Below are 22,134 nucleotides of genomic sequence, written 5' to 3'. Positions count from 1 at the left end.
CCCATTTTCATATTGACTCGCCAAACTCTCGACCGGCTTTGCGATGTACTTTGTAGCGCATCGCTGTCACCTAAATCATAAATACGATAACGAACAGAAAGGAAGAATTGTCGTGAGCAAGCATATTGACCAACGTCCGCTGGATGCGGAACCCGAATTCAATCGCTTTATTGACGCCGCTGTGAGTCGTCGTCGCTTTTTACAAGGCGCGGGCGCAGCCAGTACTGTTGCTTTTTTTGCCGCTAACCCGGTTGCAAAGGCTGTGGCTGGCAGCATGAGCAAAAGTGAACTGCTCGGCTTTGAAGCAATCCCAACCTCAACCGCGGATACAGTCAACGTACCAGCTGGCTATAAGGCAGACGTACTGGTGTCTTGGGGCGATCCTATCTTTACCAATGCGCCTGCTTTTTCCCAACAAAACAATGCCGATGCGCAAGCGCAGCAGTTTGGCGACAACAACGATGGCATGACATTTTTCCCGCTCGCCAATGATCGCGCCCTACTCGCGGTCAATAACGAGTATATCAACGATGAGTATTTGTTTACGCACGGTGGTGAAAACATCTCAGCCGATGATGCGCGTAAATCACAAGCAGCACACGGCGTCTCTTTGGTCGAGCTAAAAAAAGTCGATGGTCGCTGGGCAATCAATCCGCAAGGTCGCTTAAACCGTCGTATTACTGCTTATACGGAGATGGCAATGACAGGACCAGCTGCCGGTCATTCACTGCTCAAGACTGCGGCTGACCCGTCCGGTAAAAAGATCCTCGGCACCTTTAACAATTGTGCTAACGGCGATACGCCTTGGGGAACCTATCTCACCTGCGAAGAAAACTTTAACGGCTATTTTGCCAGTGAAAAAGACGTCACCTTGGGCAAAACCTATCAGCGCTACGGCATCAGCGATAGTGACTGGGGTTACGACTGGTACAAGCACGACGAGCGCTTTGATGTCGCCAAACACCCCAACGAGCCCCATCGCTTTGGTTGGGTGGTCGAAATTGATCCGATGGATCCCAACTCAACCCCGAAAAAGCGCAGTGCACTGGGTCGCTTTAAGCACGAAAATGCCGCTCTCACGGTCAATGATGATGGCCATGTCGTGGTATATATGGGCGATGATGAACGTGGCGAGCACCTGTACAAATTTGTCTCTGCTGGAAAATACGATCCAAGTAAAGGTAACGCTAATCGCGATTTACTCGAAAACGGCACCTTATATGTCGCGAAATTTACTGGCAGCGACGACGAGCTAAAAGGCCAAGGCGAATGGTTAGAGCTCACCTTTGGTAAAAATGGTCTAACCCCAGAGAACGGCTTTCCTGACCAAGCCAGTGTGCTCATTTTTGCCCGCGAAGCCGCGACGCAAGTGGGTGCGACCACCATGGATCGTCCTGAGTGGGTCGCCGTGCACGCCGACAACAAGCATGTTTTCTGCACCCTCACCAATAACAAGTACCGTGGCGTGAAAGACAGCCAACCATTAAATGCGGCCAACCCACGCACCAAAAACCCGTATGGCCATATTATTCGTTGGGCACCGACCCAAGGCGATCATACTCAGTCTACGTTTGAATGGGACATCTTCGTGATGGCCGGCCACCCTGAGAAGCAATCTGGGTTAATGGCGGGTACCGATAACATCAACAAAGACAACATGTTTAACAGCCCGGATGGTATCGGTTTTGATCGTGCCGGTCGTCTTTGGATTCAAACCGACGGTGATTACTCCAACGAGGGAGACTTTGCGGGCATGGGCAATAACCAAATGCTATGTGCCGACACGCAAACGGGCGAAATTCGTCGCTTCCTTACCGGGCCAACATCGTGTGAGATCACGGGACTGACCTTTACCCCTGACTCACGCACCATGTTTGTGGGCGTGCAACATCCAGGTGCCCACTTCCCTGCCGGCGGTAACGCCATTCCTCGCTCTTCGGTCATCATGATCACCAAAGAGGACGGTGGCGTAATCGGTACTTAACCCTTCGTCGTCCAATGCTCTAAGCCTTACTTTGTTAAGACAGCTCAGCCCTTGCCAACGCAAGGGCTTTTTCTCTCCTTACCTATCCATTGATTTGATCAATTTTCATACACCACTACTAACTATTAACTATATTTATAAAGGGAATATGTAACGATCGTGCACCAAACTGTGCCCAGCGCGTTGATAAAGTGACGTAATTGAATATAAATCAAAACGTTGGCGTGATGCAGTTGCCGAGGAGAGCCGACAGCATGGCGACAGAGACACAAGTCACCGAGACACAAGGAACGGTTGCTGCCGTTCAGCCTGATGGCCAAGTACGTCAGATAGAGGCCAATCAAACGGTTTCGACGGGAGAGCTCGTCACCGCAGTGGGCAACGAGCCTGCCTCGGTGCGCCTTGAAAATGGTGTCGATGCCAACCTCGCCTTATCTGCCTTGCTTGTCGGCGAAGGTGAAGACGATACACTGGTACAAGATTTACCTGAGGATGTGCTTGAAATCATCGAGGCCATCCAACGCGGTGAAGATCCCAATGCGATTGAGGATGCTGCGACCGCAGCCGGTGCTGCAGCCTCAGGGTCTGCGATCACCGCCATGGCGATTATTGAAGCGAACGGCCGTATTGGCGAGATCATTGCGGGTTTCCAAACTGAGGGCATTACCAACTCAGATGGTGGCATAACCGACGAACAGCTTTTTGCTCTAACCGCACTTAGATTGGCAAGCGCGGACGCGGTATTCCCCACCGCAGAGACCAATGAAGCGCCAAGCGCCGAATCGCTGACCTTCAGCACCGATGAAGATCAGCCATTAGTGCTGACACCCAATCAAATACTGCAACAAATCAACGATCCAGATGGTGACACCCTTACTATTGTTTCCATCACCAGTGGTAATCCAGATGTCGAAATCGACGAAGATGCGTCTGGCAATATCGTCATCACACCACCGCCCAATTTCAATGGCGATCTTGATCTCACCGTCATCGTCTCCGATGGCCAAGCAGAAACGCCGTCCGATATCACGGTCACCGTGAATCCCGTCAACGATGCGCCCACACTGCAATTTTCAGCAACGACGGTCACCGAAGATGCGGTCGCGGCAGGCGATACCGTCGGCACCGTGACGGCGACGGATATAGAGGGTGATGCCCTCACTCTGTCGTTGACTGATGGCGGACAAAACTATGTCGAATTGCAGGGCAATAATGTCGTTCTCACTCAGGCAGGCGTAGATGCAATCAATAATGATGCGCTAGATATCGCCTCGCTGACATTTACGGTCACCGCCTCAGACGGCGAAACGAGCACCTCTCAAACCTTCACCTCAGCAGTGGACCGTATTGACGATCCCGCATCCATCACAGGTGATACCTCAGGCACCCTCTCGGAGGGAGAAATCGATGGCTCTGACGGAAGTTTGATAGCCAGAGATTCCGTTTCCGGAACCTTGTCAATTTCCGACCCCGACGATAACCCAACGTGGATCGATAGCACGCAATCCGGCCAGTATGGTGAGCTCGTCTTCACCAATGGCAACTGGACATACACCGCAGACAGCGATGCGGTGCAGTCTCTTAGCGAGGGCGATGCGGTTTCAGATAATTTCACTGTGACCGCGTCAGACGGCAGCAGCCAAGTGATCGCGATAACTATCACAGGTACAAATGATGACCCTGTAATTAGCGGCCAAACCCTTGGCGATGTGGTCGAAGACGGCATTTTAGAAGCGACAGGATCTCTCAGTATTTCGGATGCAGATGGCAACAATGCGCCAAGCTTTTCCGATAGCAATGTCTCCGGTCAGTATGGTGAGTTATCACTGGTGAATGGTACTTGGACGTATACGCTCGACAATAACAGTAGCATTGTCCAAGGTTTAGACGCTGGCGATCAGGTCACCGATACCATTACCCTCACCGCAAGCGATAACACCCAACAAGCCATTGTCATCACCATTACAGGGACGGATGACGACCCTGAAGTAACCGGTAGCTTTATCGGTTCCGTGACCGAAGGCAACGTAGGTGATGCGGCCGTGACTGCCTCAGGCACGATTACGATCAGTGATGTCGATGGCGATGATGCACCGACCTTTGCCAATACCACTGAGGTGGGCAACTATGGCTCGCTCGAGCTGCTGAACGGCGATTGGACCTATACGCTTGATCAATCTGCGGTGCAGGATCTGGACGCTGGTGATCAGGTCACCGACACCATTACCCTCACCGCAAGCGATAACACCCAACAAGATGTTGTCATCACCATTACCGGTACCGACGACTTACCTGAGGTCACCGGTAGCTTTATCGGTTCCGTGACCGAAGGCAACGTAGGTGATGCGGCCGTGACTGCCACGGGCACCATTGCGATCAATGATGTCGATGGCGATGATGCACCGACCTTTGCCAATACCACGAAAACGGGTACTTATGGCTCGCTCGAGCTGGTGAACGGCAATTGGACCTATACGCTTGATCAGTCTGCGGTACAGAACTTAGATGCCGGTGATCAAGTGACCGACACCATCACCCTCACCGCAAGCGATAACACCCAACAAGATGTTGTCATCACCATTACGGGGACGGATGACGACCCTGAAGTAACGGGTGAGTTTGTTGGTTCAGTGACCGAGGGTAACGTGGGCGATGCGCCCGTCACTGCCACCGGCACCATTACGATTAGTGACGCCGATAGCGATGATGCACCGATCTTTGCCAATACCACAGAGGCGGGCAACTATGGCTCGCTCGAGCTGGTGGACGGCGATTGGACCTATACGCTTGATCAGTCTGCGGTACAGAATTTAGACGCCGGAGATCAGATCACCGACACCATCACCCTCACCGCAAGCGATAACACCCACCAAGATATTGTCATAACCATTACCGGCACCGATGACCTACCTGAGGTCACCGGTAACTTTATCGGTTCCGTGACCGAAGGTAACGAAGGCGATGCGCCCGTCACTGCCACGGGTACGATTACGATCAATGATGTCGATGGCGATGATGCACCGACCTTTGCCGATACCACAGAAACGGGTACTTATGGCTCGCTAGAGCTGGTAAATGGCAATTGGACTTACACCCTTAATCAAAGCTCAGTGCAGAACTTAGACGCCGGTGATCAGGTCACCGACACCATCACCCTCACCGCAAGCGATAACACCCAACAAGATATTGTCATCACCATTACGGGGACGGATGACGACCCTGAAGTCACCGGTGAGTTTGTTGGTTCAGTGACCGAAAGTAACGAAGGCGATGCGGCCGTCACTGCCACGGGCACCATTACGATTAGTGACACCGATAGCGATGATGCACCGATCTTTGCCAATACCACAGAGGCGGGCAACTATGGCTCGCTCGAGCTGGTGGACGGCGATTGGACCTATACGCTTGATCAGTCTGCGGTACAGAACTTAGATGCCGGTGATCAGGTCACCGACACCATTACCCTGACGGCAAGCGATAACACCCAACAAGATATTGTCATCACCATTACCGGCACCAATGACGCTCCCACCTTGTCTCAAGCCGTTTCAACGCAAAATCTGCAAGAGGATTTTGTTAGCTACACCATTGATCTTAATACGGTGTTTGCCGATATCGACAGTGACGATACCTTGAGTTTCGATGTGGAAAATGTGCCCAGTGGGGTTTCTGTCTCTATTGATGCGAATGGTATCGCAACCATTTCATCGGTCGCCGATTGGAGTGGGACAGAGACAGTAAGCTTCCGCGCCACCGATACGCAAAATGCGAGTCTCACCCACGATGTCACCTTCAACGTCGAAGGGGTTGCTACCGCCCCCACCCTCACAGTCAGCCGTGGCGATCAATCGCTGACTTATATCGACAACGCAGGACAAATCTCCGCCACTGACCCTGGCGCGGGCGGGTCACGTGCGATTCTTTCGCCCTTAGCAATCTCCGGCACCGCCAATGAATCGGGCGAAACACTCACTTACCGAATCAGCGGCTTACCGGATGATGCCGTATTATCAGCGGGGACAAAAGAGGCAACCAGTGGCGATTGGCTGCTCTCGGACGCGCAACTGAGTGGTCTTAATCTCGCCTCGCCTGCCGATATTACTGGTGTCACACTATCGATTACGGCTATCAGTAACGACGGCGCGGATCAGGCATCAACCACGGCCACGCTTAATCTAGAAAATGACAGTTTTGCACAGACCGAAGGACAAACCACCAGCATTGCCAGTGTCAACGGACTGATCAACAACGATACAGACACACAGGCCTCTGTCACCCGCGTTGCCACCAATGCCAGCCAAGGAGAAAGTGGTAACAGTGAAATTGTGATCGGCCCTGCCACCATCGCCACCGCATTGGGTGGCAGTGTTACTGTCAATGCCGACGGTAGCTTTACCTACACTGCACCGGCGGTGAATCATGCAGGCGGCGGTCAAGTCTATGACAGCTTCTCCTACCAAAGTAGCGAGAATAGCGAATGGACAACCGTGACCTTCGATGTGAGCGACTCCGCGCCGGTTGCCCATGATGATAGTGATAGCGTGGCCTCTGGCGCCTCGACAGGGGGGAACGTGATCACTGCCGGCGCCGGTGCCGATACCCTTGGTGCGGATACCACCACGGTGACCGCGGTTAGCTTTAATGGCACCACGTATGTAGTCAACGGCAGTACTGTGATTACCACATCGCAAGGGCAACTAACCATTCAACCCGACGGCAGCTATCTGTATCAATCATCGGTCGCGTCAACGACGGATGCCGGCACTCTGGATGATGAGGTGTTCACCTATACCCTCACCGATAGCGATGGGGATACGAGTCAGGCGCAGCTAACACTTGGTCATGACAACAACACCCAGTTAAACGCCGATATCGCTTCAGTCAGCGAACAAGGGTTAGTGAGCAACGACAATAGTCAAACCACCCAAGGTAACCTGTTGGATAATGATACGGGGATTGGCGTCAATGTCAGCCTGCATCAAATTAATGGGCAAAGCTTTGGCAGTGATGGGGTTTTAACCCTCACCACCGCCAGTGGCACCCTGACTGTTTATAACCAAGACAACAGCCAAGGTTATCGTGCGGGTGACTATACCTATACGCTCAATAATGCCACCAGTGGCGATAACGTGAGCGAAGCCTTCACCTACACCACCTATGATCCGACGGCGTCTACCGCGTATCGCTCATCGACATTGACTATCAACGTCCAAGATGACACGCCTACCTCTGACAACATCGAAAGTGCCTTATACGCCACGGCAGAGAGTAGTTCGACCTTTAACCTGATTCTCACCGTTGACCTTTCGGGCAGTATGGCCGATCCGGTTGATCCGAATGATCCAAACTCACCGACTCGGATGGAAGTGACCAAAGCCGCACTAAAATCCATGGTAGAGGAATACGACAAACTCGGCGATCTCAACATCCAACTTGTGTCATTCTCAGACACGGCGAGTTCATCAGGCTGGCTTCTGAATGACGTCGGCAGTGCGTTGGATGCTATTGAGGGCTTATATGCAGGTGGCGCGACCCGGTACGATAACGCGCTTAACGAGATCATCAGTAATATTGATACATCAGGGATCAGCGCAGATAAGACTATCTCGTATTTTATCTCGGATGGGATGCCCAATGATGACTTCGAAAATAACACCAGCCTGCAAAGCGCATGGCAAAACTATGTCAGTACGCAAGGTATTGATGAGTCCTTCAGTGTCGGGGTCGGTAATGGTATTACAACATCGCCACTGACCCCCATAGCAGCAAGTAACTCAGGCGATACCAGTGACAATGTATTGCTGGTCACCGATGAAAATGAGCTCGCCTACTCACTGCTACAAACCATTGAGAGTGGACAAGTGTCAGGCGGCCTCGTGCTGACGGATGATGATGGCAATACTGTCTCCTTATTTGGGGCTGACGGTGGCTATATCTCGGCACTCACCCTAGATGGGCAAACATACAACTATGATCCGGCGACTGACAGCGCGCAGCAGACCTTTGAAACCGCAAAAGGCGGGATCCTCACCATCAATTTTGACACCGGCGAATATGACTATCGTGTTGCGGTCGATAGAAATATTCTCAACGAGCAAGAACAAATCGCACTGACGCTTACCGACAACGATGGCGATACCAGTGATGTAAATGTCGCCATTAACCTCTACTACGAGGCGCGGCTTGATGCCAATCACGATATAGTGATCACCAATATTCATGATGGTAGTCCAATCGTGATTCCCGGTTTGGCCTTAACCCATAACGATATTCCGTCAATGGACAGTACGATTACGGCGACCAACAACGGGATACAAGGGTCAGTGACGGGGACAGATGACGTCACTTTCACACCCGATAGTGCGATGGATACGCAAAGCTTCCTTGATCCCATCGGTAACGATTCCGAGTTTATTGCTGAATCCGAACTAGGCGATTTCGCCAGTTCCTTTGCTCAAGCACAGAGCCTAGACCGCGGTAAATTCGGTACCATGACACAGGAGGTGTGGTCGCATATTGATGCCGGTAACTACGGTGCCAATGCCGCTCTGACGGGAACGGTCCAAAATGGTTCTGATAGTGATATGGCGAAAATGGATCTCTACCAAAACGAGATCTTACTCTTTGATGATGACTATTGGTCGAATGATCTGAGTGTGAGAGTGTATGACGAAAACCAACAGCTGTTGGACACTCTCAACCCAGATACTGGCAGCAATAGCTTTACGGCCGGTCAGCAGGGGACTTACTACTTTGAGATCGTTTCTAACGATGACGCCAACGACACCGATAGCTATGAAATATATCTCACGCTGGATAGCTCTAACGCGGTATTACCAGAGCCTGAACATCAATTTGAATACACTACCTCTAACGGCAGTTATGTGGACAGTGCACTGGTCGATATTATTGCCATTGATGACCAAACGCTAGAAGGTAACTATCAAAGTGAAATTCTCGCTGCCGGCACAGGTGACGACACCCTGCTCGGCAACGAAGGAGATGATAGCTTACTCGGGAACCACGGCGATGATACGCTTGATGGTGGCCTTGGCGATGATTTGCTGATTGGCGGCCAAGGTGACGATACACTGACTGGTGGCTTTGGCTCAGACACCTTCGCCTTTTTGAGCGGTGATCAAGGGGCTATCGGCGCTGAGGCGGTTGATCGCATTACGGACTTTGACGTGCAAAAGGACACTCTGGATCTCTCCGAGCTTCTGATTGATGAAGACCAAGCCGGTGCGAATCTAGAGGACTATCTAACCCTTGAGGACAATGACCAAGGTGAAGCCACCTTGTACATCGCCTCGGCGGGCGATAGTCAAATCGACCAGCACGTGGTGTTTGAAAACCTCAGTGTCGCAGACATGGCTAGTGCATACGAAATTGATATGAGTGGCCTGAGCAGCCAAGAGCTAAGCGCGTCTGTGATTGATGCCATGATCCAACAAAGCAAACTGATGACAGACTAACCCATGCCTAACGCGCACCTTATGCGTGACAGTCGCAAGTTTACGTTTTATTTTGCCTAACAAAGGGGCAGAATAGCGCCAAAACTTGCCAGAAGCATTACGGGAGCGATTTTGTTATCTGAGTTGAAAAACATCGCCCAACTGTTGGTCGAAAACAAACTATTGACCACCATTGGTGTTATCGTCGTTGTTAGCGTGATCCGTCGCCTGATTTTGCGTCATATTCGCGGTGATAGTAACTTTCTCAGCGAAGATCAACGTAAGTGGATATCTCGCACTAAAAACGGTGCATTTAGTCTGCTTTTACTGTTTTTGTTCTTGTTTTGGAACACAGAAATTAGTGAGTTTGCCCTCTCGCTCACTGCCATCGCAGTCGCCGTTGTGGTGGCCTCCAAAGAAATTATCTTGTGCTTTACCGGCTCCATTCAACGCGCCAGTTCACGATCATTTCGTATCGGGGATTGGATAGAGGTAGGAAACTCTCGCGGCGAAGTGATCGAGCACAACTTAATGGCGACCAAGATTCAAGAAATTGATACCCACCATGGCCACTATTGCTATACCGGTAAAACCGCGACATTACCGAACAGTTTGTTTTTCTCTACCACAGTGAAAAACCTAAACTTTATGAAGCGCTATGTTTATCACCATTTTCATCTGGTGATCCGTGGCGATATTAATTTATATCCCCATATTCCCGCACTACTGGCGCGTATTGATGATCACAGCGAAGACTTTATGGATATTGCTCGACGTTATAACCATGTGATTGAGCGCCATGCGGGTGTCGATCTTCCTGGCCCAGAGCCTCATCTTTACCTCTCGCACACAGACACAGGAGAGCAACTGGTGCATGTGCGTTTGTTTTGTCCTACCGAGCGCGCGGCCGAATTAGAGCAGCTCATCCGCGAGGATGTGATGACGCTTTATTGTGAAAAGCTGCTCCCCGCAGCAGAGGGTAAACTGAGCGAAAAAACCGAGCTACCCACAACAGAAACTGCCATACCTTCAACGACCGCTTGATATAAAAAAGCGCTCGTGGCTATCACGAGCGCTATCCACTTGGTGACAACACATCACGTATGAGAAACTCTTAAAGTAAAAACAACGTCCCTAAACCTAAGAAGGCGACAAAACCGACGATATCGGTTACCGTCGTTAGGATCACTGAGCCTGACAGAGCCGGATCAATTTTCAGCTTCCCTAATAACACAGGTACAAAAATCCCTGCCAATGCCGCACTGATAATGTTGGCGACAATCGCAGCGCCAATCACCGCACCGAGTCCCCAGCTTTCAAACCAATAGCCCGCAATAGCACCAATCACAAGCGCCCAAAGCACGCCATTGAGTAGCCCCACTTTAAATTCCTTACTCAAAAGGGGCTTTAAGTTAGCCTTAGATATTTGGCCTAACGCGAGGCCTCGCACGATCAGCGTCAGCGTTTGACTTCCGGCAATCCCACCCATGGAGGCGACCACGGGCATCAATACGGCAAGCGCGACCACTTGTTGCAGTGTCGCTTCAAACAAACCAATAAACCAAGAGGCCAGAAAAGCCGTCATCAGGTTAATCCCAAGCCATAACGCGCGATTACGCGCACTTTTCATCACTGGGGAGAATAAGTCTTCATCTTCATCCAAACCAGCCGTGGCCATGATTTGCGCTTCTGCCCGTTCCGCTTGCATCTCATAGGCCGTACCCAGGTCAAGCCGGCCAATTAACATGCCACCATCATCCAATACGGGTAGCGCGATTTCTTCACTGCTCGCGACTTTGTCAGCACTGGTATAAATATCATCACGCGCATTTAAGCTGGGAAATTGCTCGCGTACCAGCTCACTGATTTTGAGAATACCGTCCGCGCCGAACAGCTTATGAATAGGCACAGCACCCACCCAAATGCCTCGACTATCGACCACGAAGACGTGGTCACAATATTTGGGCATCACACGGCGCAGTAAACGCAACACGACATTCACTTTGGTTTTGGCAGGTACCACTAAGGGCTGATGATCACACCAATGGCCCACTTGAGTATCCGCATATTGTTGTGCCGAGGCATAGCGCTGCTTCTGCTCCGAATCCATGCGACCGAGCGCTTCCTCTAACAGCGGCTCGGTCAACACATCTTGCAGTTCCAACAAGGTATCAGCATCGAGATCAGCAAAAAGCGTATGTAGTTGTGCCTCATCAACGGCTCGGATAACCGCTTCACCTGCGTCATCGCGCATCTCCGCCAACACCGGCAGCTGTATCGAGGGAGAGAGTTGCTCCCAAAATCCCACACGGTCGCTAACGGGTAAGGCTTCTAATAACAAAGCAAGGCTATCCACACCGTGTGCTTGCTCTATCTCTTGTATCGTCTCAGGCGCACCTTGATCGACTTTTGATAGCAAATCATCAATCACTTCTTGTCTATCACTCGTTTGCATGGTATTTCCTTCTCAACGGTCATCATGTGCACAGAAATCCAGCGACCCGCCCAATAGGGCGCCCCTCTCAACCTATCTCCCATATGCCATGATAGTGCCGATTCCAGTATGCGATGGTTATCACATATCATCGCTGATTTTTCAGATTCTTACCACGAATAACCGCTATCACTTCTATGGTGAAAGCAAGGCAGAGCAATAACGAGTAATGATAACAATGCCGGTTCAATCAACGGAAAAAGTGTGTGTGGGTTGGCGTGAGTGGATTAGCCTCCCAGACCTAGATATTGCGCGTATAAAAGCCAAAATTGACACGGGCGCGCGTACTTCATGCTTACATACCTTCAAAATTGAGGAGTTTGAAAAAGGAGGCGCTGCTTGGGTTCGTTTTTGGATCCACCCTCACCAAGGTGATGACGAACAGGTGATTCAAGCGGAAGCGCCCGTGCTTGCGCGTCGTGTCGTGCGCGACTCTGGCGGGCACGAACAGCTTCGCTATGTGATTCAGACCACACTCAAAGCCGGTGAACTGTGTTATCCCATAGAGATGACACTCACCGCGCGCGATAACATGCGCTTTCGTATGTTGTTAGGTCGTACCGCGATGACAGGTAACGTCATTGTCGACCCTATGCATTCATTCCTGCTCGGCAAATAGGAGCCCTGACCACAATGAAAATCGGTATCCTTTCCCGGAATAAAAATCTCTATTCCACTCGACGTCTAATTGAAGCGTGCGAGCAGCGTGGTCATGAGTATAAAATCATTGACGCACTGCGCTGTTACATGAGCATCAACTCCACACAACCGTCAATTCATCTTGCTGGCGAAGAGCTAGAAGGGTTTGAAGCCATCATCCCTCGTATCGGCTCATCGGTGACCTTTTACGGCTGTGCCGTATTACGCCAGTTTGAGATGATGGGTGTGTTTCCCGTTAATGAGTCTGTGGCAATCACCCGCTCGAGAGATAAACTGCGCTCAATGCAATTGCTGTCACGCAAAGGCATTGGCATGCCGCATACTGGGTTTGCCAGCAAGCCCGGCGATGTAGGAGATCTCTTGGAGATGGTCGGCAGTGCCCCTGTGGTCGTCAAACTGCTCGAAGGCACGCAAGGCATTGGTGTGGTTCTCGCCGAAACCAAAAAAGCGGCTGAAAGTGTGATTGAAGCCTTTATGGGCTTAAAGGCAGACATTTTGGTGCAAGAGTATATTAAAGAGTCCAGCGGCGCCGATATTCGCTGTTTTGTGATTGGTGACAAAGTCATCGCCGCGATGAAACGTCAAGCCCAGCCAGGCGAGTTTCGCTCCAATTTACACCGAGGCGGTTCGGCAACGTTAGTACGGATCACACCGGCAGAGCGTCGAACGGCGATTGCTGCTGCTAAGGCCATGGGGCTTAATGTCGCTGGGGTCGACTTACTGCGCTCCGAGCGCGGCCCTTTGGTGATGGAAGTCAACTCCTCACCAGGGTTAGAAGGCATAGAAAAAGCCACTGGGAAAGACGTAGCGGGTATGGTGGTGGAATACATCGAAAAGACCGCTAACACCAAGAGGACGCGTACTCGTGGTAAGGGCTAAAAGAAACAATGCTATCGACATCGGGGGCGAAACCGTCAATCCAGGTGATCGCCTTAGCCTAGAGCTGGAAATCGCTAAGCTTTATACCCACGCACCACTCAACGTGAGTATAGAGATCCTGAACGGCAAATTGTCGGGCCCCACACTGTTAATCTGTGCGGCCATTCATGGCGATGAGCTCAATGGTATCGAGATTGTTCGCCAAATTATGGCGAGGACCGACACACAAAAACTACGCGGAACCATCGTTGCCATTCCCGTGGTTAATGTATTTGGCTTTATTCATAAGTCTCGCTATCTGCCGGATAGGCGTGATTTGAATCGCTCTTTTCCGGGTTCAGAGCGGGGCTCAATTGCCGGGCGCATGGCGTATCAGCTTTTTAATGAAGTGATTAGCCAATGCACCCATGTGATCGATCTGCATACCGCAGCCATCCACCGCACCAATTTGCCGCAAATCCGCGCCAATTTAGCGAACGCTGAGGCAGGTGCGATGGCGTCTGCGTTTTCTGCCCCCGTTGTTGTCGATGCAGCGCTTCGAGCGGGGTCTTTGCGGGCAGAGGCAGAAGCGATAGGCATTCCGGTAATCACCTATGAAGCCGGTGAAGCCCTGCGCTTTGAGCCTTACGCAATTAACGCAGGGGTTAGGGGAATTATACGCGTAATGCGCCACTTGGGCATGCTGCGTCAGTCGCGGCGGAAATTACCTTACAAACCCGTCACCGCCAGAGCAACCCGATGGGTGCGCGCCGATGCCGATGGGATATTCCGCAGCCACATTGCACTGGGTGAGATGGTCTCCAAGCAACAAGTAATCGGTATCATTTCTGATCCAGCAGGCAGCCAAGAGGTAGAAGTGATCGCGCCCCAGAGCGGTATCCTAATCGGGCAGCAAACACTGCCCGTGGTCAATGAAGGCGACGCTATCTTTCATATTGCTTTTTTCTCTCAGTCCGATGACTTAATTGAACAACACATGGAAGGATACCGCGACCAAGTCAAAGATGATCAGGATGATGAACTAAAATGGGGGATTGGTACCCTATCAACATGATCGCGTTACGAGAAACACACCGTACTACTTGCATCAAGTCAGAAGATTCATAACACTACGCGTTTTGTAGCACGGGCAGCCGCCCGTTCAATAAGAGGAACGACATCATGCTGACATGGCAAGACATCGTCGCTCGAAGTGAAAGCGGTAATCTTGCGCCGCCGTCGCGAGTTGAGAAAACAGACCAAGAGTGGCAAGCACAACTCAGTGAAGAAGCCTTTCGTGTTACCCGCCAAAAAGGCACAGAGCGCGCGTTTAGCTCAGGCATGTGTACGCTCTTTGAGCCAGGGCGTTATGGGTGCACATGCTGCGGCACCTTGCTGTTTGATGCGCATGAAAAGTTTGATTCGGGAACAGGCTGGCCCTCGTTTACGCAACCGGCGCAAGATAATGCTATCGCTTATCACAAAGATGGCAGTCACGGGATGACACGGATTGAAACCACTTGTGCCACCTGTGACGCGCATCTTGGCCATGTATTCCCTGATGGTCCCCCGCCATCTGGCTTGCGCTTTTGTATGAACGCCGTCGCGTTGAAAAAGCTCGACTAAAAGCACTTCCCCTGCTGAAAACGCAGAGCCCTCACCCGGCTCTGCTATACTTGTCTTTAGCCATAATGGCACTATCAACCACTTTTATATCCTATTGCATCGCACGACACAGAGGTGACATGCTACTGGGGATTTCTCTACCTGCCGCTCGCCACATATTGATGTGGAGCCTCGTTTACGGGGCAATCGTCTGGCTGGATATGCGCTATTTATCCGCGATACTCGATGTCAACACCGTCACCTTGCTCAATATATCGAGCGGACTTGCGGTGGTTTTATTTCGGCACCTAGGAATGGGAATGATACTCCCGCTTATTCTTGCCGGCTCTCTTGGTCATGGTCTAGCGGCCATCGCCCGCATCGAATCGCTCCATCTCGCGACTGGGGTCTTTTTTGGTACATTTTTGACGCTCGCCTCAGCGCTCTCTGCGTGGCTATGGCAGAAGTATTATCCACATTGCCTGGATACAGTGCGGGCCCTTTTTCGATTTGTAGTTGTTGGATGCCTCTTCCCCGCGATAGCAATGGTGGCCATCGTCGCCATTCCGCTTTATATCGATGATCAGTTAGTTCACGGGCGACTGCAATTCTTGACCATTGAGTTTATGATGACTTACACCACATCAACACTACTTTGGGTAAGCTTGTACACGGCTTGGCAAAGGCTGGGGATCGATTGGTCAAAACTCACTTGGCAAAACACTGGCTATGTGGCAGCAATCATGACACTGACGTTGATCAGCTTCTCGGTGTTTCCTGGCGCCATTTATATCGAGCTTGCACTGCTCATCTACATCGCTTTTTCAGGCCACTGGCGCACACTACTCGTAAGCCTTTGTAGCTTAATTATGGTGACGATCGTTATGGTTCCCTTCGATATGGGTGCATTTGCGATCCCCAATCTATATGACGGTGTGTTAGCACTGCTTATTTTTATCTTTACCACTGTACTAACCAGCATCAGTATTTCCATCCAAGTGATGGAATATAAAAATGCCGTTGCAGCAAGAGACAGCTGGCAAAGAAAAGCCAGCTTGGATCCACTGACGGGCACCGTTAACCGCTACGGCCTATTACCTGAATTAGCGATTGAATACGAACGTTCTCGGCGGACGCGGTACACCTATACGGTCGCTGTCATTGATGTCGATAACTTTAAGCAATTTAACGACACATATGGTCACTCCGCTGGCGATCGCGTCCTGCAAGATGTTGCTGCTGAGATCACACGCGCCGTTCGCCAAACCGATTTGGTGGCTCGATATGGTGGGGAAGAGTTTGTAATAATCTTCCGCAATACCGCCAGTGACGATGCCTACCATATTGCCGAGCGCCTTCGCCAACGTATTGCGGCGAATACCTCACAGTTTGATAACCAATTGCTCACCTACACGGTCAGCTGTGGGCTGTCTGAAAGCCAGCCAAGCGACAGCCATCCGGAACAGGTATTTGACCGTGCCGATGACCATCTTTATACCGCCAAAAGTCTTGGGCGCAATCGCGTGGTGGTTGCGCCCAACACAGCAGAGTGAGGCACGCTATTCCGCAATGCCGCCTTTCGTCAACTTGGTAGGATCAAGCAGCTGCGAGAGCTTCTCACGACCAAGCTCGGTTTCTTCTTCAGCAACATCGAGGATGGGACGACCTTGTTGGTACGCTTTCTTGGCAATCTCAGCCGCTTTCAAATACCCGACAACAGGGTTAAGGGCGGTGACCAAGATAGGATTACGAGACAGCGCGGCTTGTAGGTTATCTTCTCTCACGTTAAAGCTGCGAATCGCTTTATCAGCAAGCAGTCGGCTTGCTCCTGCCAGCAAGTTGATACTCTGCAACACATTCGCGGCAATCACTGGCAACATCACGTTAAGCTCAAAATTCCCCGACTGGCCCGCCACCGTGACCGTAGTGTCATTGCCCATCACTTGCGCGGATACCATCGCCGCCGACTCGGGAATAACCGGGTTAACCTTGCCAGGCATAATTGACGAGCCTGGCTGCAACCCTTCCAGCTCAATCTCACCAAGCCCTGCTAACGGGCCAGAATTCATCCAGCGTAAGTCATTGCTTAGCTTCATGGTTGCTACCGCGGTGGTTTTTAATTGACCGTGAAGCGCGACCAACGCATCTTGACTACCAATGGCAAAGAATGGGTTTTCACTGGCTGTAAAGCCCGTCTTGGTCAACGCGGCTACCGCTTCGGCAAAACGCTCGGCAAACAATGGGTGAGCATTGATCCCGGTTCCCACCGCGGTGCCACCCTGAGCGAGTGCGCGTACTGATGATAAACTTTGGGTGATTTGTACCATCACGTGCTCGATCTGCTGAGACCAGGCATCTAGCTCTTGCCCGATAGTGACAGGCATGGCGTCCATTAAATGCGTACGCCCCGTTTTGACGATATGGCCGACCGACTGCTTTTTGTCCTGTAGCGCATCACGTAAATGTGCGAGTGCAGGTAACAGTTTTTGCTCACAGCCTAATGTAGTACTAATCTGAATGGCCGTTGGCACTGCGTCATTGCTGCTTTGGCTCATATTGACATGATCGTTAGGGCTAACCGTCTCACCGGATTTTTTTGAAGCCAAGGTAGCAAGCACCTCGTTCATATTCATATTCGAACTGGTGCCCGACCCGGTTTGAAACACGTCAACAGGAAACTGATCCAGGTATTTGCCCGCCATAATTTCTTGTGCACTCTCACGAATGGCACCCGCAATCTTGCGTTCTAACAACCCGAGTGACTCATTTGCCTGTGCCGCCCCGTATTTCACCATGGCCAGCGCACGAATAAAGTCCGCCGGCATCGTCTGATCGCTGACCGCAAAGTTATTCACCGCACGCTGCGTTTGTGCTTGATACAAAGCCTGCTCAGGCACTTCCACGTCACCCATGCTGTCTTTTTCAATACGTGTTTTCGCCATGATCACATCCTTTTATTTCGCCATGCCATTTCGATAATGGTTATCATTAACATATTGAGTTGGCTAAATGAAGTCAGTGACTTCATCGGTCGATAAAAAATCCGTGCCTCTTCGTCATGTATCTCCTAGTATGGCGTCACTGTCACCCATAACGAGCAACACCATGCAAGACGAAACCAGTACCAGTATCGCTAATTTGATTGAAGTGGTTGAGAACCAGATCACCGACCAAGACCCTAAAAAGGTAGCAGAAACATTGATGCGCCTGCGTATGACTGGCTATTCTCGCGATGAAGCCATTGAGTATATTGCCTGTGCGTTAATGGTCGAGATCTATGATGTTAGCCATCACAACGGGCAATTTACCCTGTCTCGCTATGAAGCCAACTTAGACACCTTGCCAGACATGCCATGGGCCGATGAGATTAATTTAGATATCGGTGAATAAACCTATCGTACTGATACCAATCATTAAAAAAGCCGCTTAGCGCGGCTTTGATTTTTAGAGTGGATAGACTTTCTCAAACTCTTCGAGCACCACATCCGATTGCTCATCAAAATGCAGGCCATGTGTTTTGGCGTACTGGGAAAAATAGCCCCAATGCGCTTCGTGCCAACACTGGTAAGAGCCATCGCCTTCCCCTTCGCGTGCCGCAAATTCGGCACTCACTTGATTAAACGGGCAATAGCTCACTTTGGTGATTTTGACGATACAAACAGGTCGTTGATGACCATTTAGCACCACTTTGTACTGGCCATTTTGCGGGACTACCGCATTCTGCTCTTCCAAAGAGCTACGCAAACGGCAGTGGGCTTTCTTTTTATTCAAGCTAACCAAGGTCGCAACTTCATTCGCTCTCACCGTATGATGACTTAAGGTGTCGACCACCACCTGATCATCAGTTGGTCGTTGGTTAGCGGGCAGGGTCGCAAGGTATTGGCGCCAAAAGGCGTTTTGTTCTTCAGTCATGGGGCTCGCCTTGATTATTATTGGTTTCTTTTTAAATAATTTCTATCTGAATAGTTTATTGGGCAACACTAACGATGGTGATCATAACGTGCAGATGTGCATTCGCCTATGCGCTAGCTAACGTTTCTAGGTTGCATTGTGAATAAATTCACATTTAAACATCAACCGAAGCCATGTTTGATCAAAAAAAAGCGGCCTTTTTGGCCGCTTGACAGATTGATGAACCTTAATCGCGAATAAATGGCAATAAGGCTTGGTGCAGCCGGTCAATTTCATCAAGTGTGTTGTAATGCATCATACCAATGCGGATCACTCCGCCTTTGTCTAAGATATCAAGCTGCTCGCACAAGCCTTGGGCATAAAAGTGCCCATTCCAGACACACAAATTTTGCTCACCAAGTGCTTGAGCAACCTCAGCAGGTTCTGCTCCCTCTATGCGTATCGCAAACGTTGGAGTGCGTTTATCGAGCTGATTATCATCGGTAATGCCATAGATGCGTACTTTTGGATAGGCACGCATCAACTGGATAAAATGTGCCGACAATGCTTGCTCATGCGCTTGGTACTGCGCATAACTTGTCGCTAACCTTTCTCGCAGTGAGGACGTCGGATCGCCCCATTGCGCAAGATAGTCGACCGCAGCAATAAAGCCCGCTATCGCTTCAAAGCTTTGGGTGCCCGTTTCAAATCGGCCGGGGCCTTGATTAGTCGCAGGTTCCACTTTGTACGGCTGCAGTGTCTGTACCCACTCAGGCGCGACATAGACAAAACCAACATGAGGCCCAAAAAACTTGTACGCCGAGCAGGCAAGGAAATCGCATCCGAGCGCTTGTACATCGACCAGATGATGGGGCGCGTAATGCACCGCATCCACATACACTTTGGCCCCCACTGTTTTCGCCATCTCCACCACTTTTGCCACATCCACCAGACTGCCTGTGGTGTTGGAGGCTAACGTCAGCGCAACCAACTTGGTTTTATCGGTCATTAGGCTGGCCAGATGTGCCATATCGATAGAGTACGTAGATTCATCAACACGTACCTGTTTCACAACCGCACCCTTGTCGTGGGCCGCTTGCTGCCAGCTAGACACGTTTGAATAGTGATCAAGTGCCGAAACAATCACCTCATCCCCCGCTTGCCAGTCGCGGCTGATTGCGCGGCTCAACGAGAAGGTCAAGGTGGTCATATTAGGTCCGAACACCATAGACTCTGGCGATGAGGCATTCACAAAGGTGGCCGCCACATCACGTGCTCTCTGCATAAGCTCGGTGGTATAACGACCAGAAAAAAACTGGCCACCTAGGTTAGCGTTGTAGTGGCCTAAATAATCCACCATGGCATCAAGCACTGCGCGGGGCACTTGCGCGCCGCCCGGACCATCGAAAAATGCGACGGGTTGACCGTTAATCAATTGAGCGAGCGCGGGAAAGTGTCCCCGAACAGCATGAGGTGAAAAGCCTGCCGGTGTCATCGTTACTTCCTTGTTGCTGTGAGTACAAATACATCCATGGTGCCCGATTTCTGGTTATCCACGGGCGTAATCGGCTCAGCGTAATGCCATAGTGTGCGGTCATCAAGTGCTGCCATTTGTCCCGGAGCCAGCGGCCAACTAAACAATGGTGCGCTGGTTTTGTGACGGAATACTTGGAAATCACCGCCATCAATATTATCGCGGCCAACGCTCACAATGGCGATATGATCGAACCCATCTTGGTGAACGCCCTCAGGGGCGACTTGCACCGACTGATTGTCCGCCTGAATACGAATTTGGTGGATCTCAATATCGTTATCGTCACTTAACTGATACATATCGCGGAAAGTACGACACATGGCATGAAAGCCGGGCTTTTGCACGGTTTCTGATTCAATATCTTCAAACGTCCTCGCCACGTCGCCTTGGAACTCGTTAATGTCCGAGGTTTGCATAAACGGTCGAGGGGGAAGTTTTTCTACGCCCCCATTGAAAACATGCACTACCGAGTAACGACGGAGCCGATAGCCGCCGTCAGCATGTGACGTCCCCGGCAGGTTATCAAACGAGGGTTGAAGTTGTTTAATATGATTATCGTCCAGTTGATTAAGCTGCATGAGTAGTGATGACGTGTTCATGGCTGTCTCCTTTTAACGCACCGAAGTACGAATTGATGCCAAGGCAATTGCTAGACATGAAATTAACAAATGCGTTACACACTATGTTTAACCAAATACCCTACTAATTCCAGCTTCAGCACTAGATTTATCGACTTAAAAACCAACCATCAGAATTTTTAACTAACAAAAATCCTTAAGCTATTGAAAGCCTCCACCCTTAAAGTTAACAATTATTAAACATAAGAATAAAACACCAAAATATGAATATTTAGTGATATTTTTACGCAGTCGTGATGCGTTTTTCTGTCACGAAAAGTTGCCATTTTTAATAAAACAGTGTGCGCCTATGACAATGGCACACATAGTCTATTGGTTTATCGCCAGCACCTATACGTGCAACTAACGCTATACTCATACCATTGACAGTCCACCTTGGGAGAAACAATATGGCACGCCTCGCCATTCAGTGTTCATGTGGAAAGATGACCGGAGAGATCATTGATGCACAGCAAAGCCAACGCTGTGTGTGCTTTTGCAGCGATTGTCAAGCCTACGCACAGACCCTGAATTATCATACTGAGCTTGAACCAGGCGGCGGCACAGAGCTGTTGCAGATTACCCCCGCGCAGTTGCGTATTTATCGCGGACGAGATCAACTGATGTGTTTACGATTGAGTGATCGTGGTTTATACCGCTGGTATACCAATTGTTGTCATACGCCTATCGCCAATACGATCCATCCCGATATTCCTTTTGTTGGCGTGGTGAGCGCTTGCTATCACATTGAAGGGGAAAATGAAGAAGAAATCGGCCCAGTTCGCTGGTATGTGCAAGGACAAGATGCACGCTCAACCCCAACAGCAAAACACGTTCACCCTCGTTTTCCTCTACGTTTGATGCTGCTCACCGCAGTAAAAGGGTTATGGGCACGGCTACTGGGTAAACATCGTCCGAATGTCTTTTTTGATCGTGAGGGGCGTCCGCGTGGCCTGATTCATCATGGGGGAAAGCCCAGTCCATCACCGAGAGGGAGACAGCCCCTTCCGTGACAAGATAAGGTTAGACCGATGGAA

General features: G+C 50.6%; 15 protein-coding genes. 10 read left to right on the top strand and 5 right to left on the bottom strand.

Annotated elements, in window-relative coordinates; translation table 11 throughout:
- The first annotated feature begins 112 nt into the window (after positions 1-112).
- From N8M53_RS14720 to N8M53_RS14710, 3 genes are all read left to right on the top strand, one after another.
- Positions 113-1,984, top strand: a complete 1,872-nt coding sequence (locus tag N8M53_RS14720; RefSeq protein WP_269580111.1) for a PhoX family protein — start codon at positions 113-115, stop codon at positions 1,982-1,984.
- Between the two features lie 254 nt (positions 1,985-2,238).
- Positions 2,239-9,459 carry a VCBS domain-containing protein gene (locus tag N8M53_RS14715; protein ID WP_269580110.1) on the top strand — a complete coding sequence of 2,407 codons (7,221 nt, stop codon included), beginning with the start codon at positions 2,239-2,241 and terminating at the stop codon, positions 9,457-9,459.
- 111 nt (positions 9,460-9,570) lie between these two features.
- Positions 9,571-10,482: a mechanosensitive ion channel family protein gene (locus N8M53_RS14710; RefSeq protein ID WP_269580109.1), complete on the top strand. Its 912-nt coding sequence runs from the start codon at positions 9,571-9,573 to the stop codon at positions 10,480-10,482.
- Between the two features lie 70 nt (positions 10,483-10,552).
- On the opposite strand, the gene N8M53_RS14705 is transcribed toward N8M53_RS14710, so the two are convergent.
- Positions 10,553-11,893, bottom strand: a complete 1,341-nt coding sequence (locus N8M53_RS14705; RefSeq protein WP_046075490.1) for a magnesium transporter — start codon at positions 11,891-11,893, stop codon at positions 10,553-10,555.
- Positions 11,894-12,110: 217 nt separating this feature from the next.
- On the opposite strand from N8M53_RS14705, the gene N8M53_RS14700 reads away from it, so the two are divergent.
- The 5 genes from N8M53_RS14700 (at position 12,111) to N8M53_RS14680 (ending at position 16,608) form a co-directional block, all read left to right on the top strand.
- Complete coding sequence (locus N8M53_RS14700) at positions 12,111-12,551, top strand: ATP-dependent zinc protease (protein WP_269580108.1); 441 nt, start codon at positions 12,111-12,113, stop codon at positions 12,549-12,551.
- Positions 12,552-12,565: 14 nt separating this feature from the next.
- A complete protein-coding gene (gene rimK, locus N8M53_RS14695) occupies positions 12,566-13,471 on the top strand; it encodes a 30S ribosomal protein S6--L-glutamate ligase (RefSeq protein ID WP_269580107.1) in 906 nt (301 codons plus the stop codon).
- Positions 13,458-14,525, top strand: coding sequence for a succinylglutamate desuccinylase/aspartoacylase family protein (locus N8M53_RS14690; RefSeq protein ID WP_269580106.1), 1,068 nt, complete (start codon positions 13,458-13,460; stop codon positions 14,523-14,525). Before rimK ends, N8M53_RS14690 begins: the two co-directional genes overlap by 14 nt.
- A 107-nt stretch (positions 14,526-14,632) precedes the next feature.
- Positions 14,633-15,076 (top strand): peptide-methionine (R)-S-oxide reductase MsrB, encoded by a 444-nt coding sequence (gene msrB / locus N8M53_RS14685; RefSeq protein WP_269580105.1) that lies wholly within the window; start codon positions 14,633-14,635, stop codon positions 15,074-15,076.
- Between the two features lie 119 nt (positions 15,077-15,195).
- The gene (locus tag N8M53_RS14680) at positions 15,196-16,608 is read left to right on the top strand and encodes a GGDEF domain-containing protein (protein WP_269580104.1); all 1,413 of its coding nucleotides are present in this window, start codon (positions 15,196-15,198) and stop codon (positions 16,606-16,608) included.
- 6 nt (positions 16,609-16,614) lie between these two features.
- Here the strand turns inward: N8M53_RS14680 and N8M53_RS14675 are convergent, their stop codons facing one another.
- The gene (locus N8M53_RS14675) at positions 16,615-17,997 is read right to left on the bottom strand and encodes a class II fumarate hydratase (RefSeq protein ID WP_420066616.1); all 1,383 of its coding nucleotides are present in this window, start codon (positions 17,995-17,997) and stop codon (positions 16,615-16,617) included.
- Between the two features lie 163 nt (positions 17,998-18,160).
- Between N8M53_RS14675 and N8M53_RS14670 the strand changes: the two genes are divergently transcribed.
- Positions 18,161-18,445 carry a hypothetical protein gene (locus N8M53_RS14670; RefSeq protein ID WP_269580538.1) on the top strand — a complete coding sequence of 95 codons (285 nt, stop codon included), beginning with the start codon at positions 18,161-18,163 and terminating at the stop codon, positions 18,443-18,445.
- Positions 18,446-18,499: 54 nt separating this feature from the next.
- Here the strand turns inward: N8M53_RS14670 and N8M53_RS14665 are convergent, their stop codons facing one another.
- From N8M53_RS14665 to N8M53_RS14655, 3 genes are all read right to left on the bottom strand, one after another.
- Entirely contained in the window at positions 18,500-18,967 is a 468-nt protein-coding gene (locus tag N8M53_RS14665; RefSeq protein WP_269580103.1) for an ASCH domain-containing protein, read from the bottom strand.
- Positions 18,968-19,193: 226 nt separating this feature from the next.
- Positions 19,194-20,441, bottom strand: a complete 1,248-nt coding sequence (locus N8M53_RS14660) for a cysteine desulfurase-like protein (protein ID WP_269580102.1) — start codon at positions 20,439-20,441, stop codon at positions 19,194-19,196.
- A gap of 2 nt (positions 20,442-20,443) precedes the next feature.
- Positions 20,444-21,079 carry a 2OG-Fe dioxygenase family protein gene (locus N8M53_RS14655; protein WP_269580101.1) on the bottom strand — a complete coding sequence of 212 codons (636 nt, stop codon included), beginning with the start codon at positions 21,077-21,079 and terminating at the stop codon, positions 20,444-20,446.
- Positions 21,080-21,507: 428 nt separating this feature from the next.
- Between N8M53_RS14655 and N8M53_RS14650 the strand changes: the two genes are divergently transcribed.
- Positions 21,508-22,110: a DUF6151 family protein gene (locus N8M53_RS14650; protein ID WP_269580100.1), complete on the top strand. Its 603-nt coding sequence runs from the start codon at positions 21,508-21,510 to the stop codon at positions 22,108-22,110.
- Positions 22,111-22,134 lie beyond the last annotated feature (24 nt).

The sequence above is a fragment of the Salinivibrio kushneri genome, assembly GCF_027286325.1.
In the GTDB taxonomy this organism is placed as follows: Bacteria; Pseudomonadota; Gammaproteobacteria; order Enterobacterales; family Vibrionaceae; genus Salinivibrio; species Salinivibrio kushneri_A.
The sequence above is the reverse complement of the archived record's forward strand: the minus strand, read 5'-3'. Positions and strand labels throughout refer to the sequence as shown.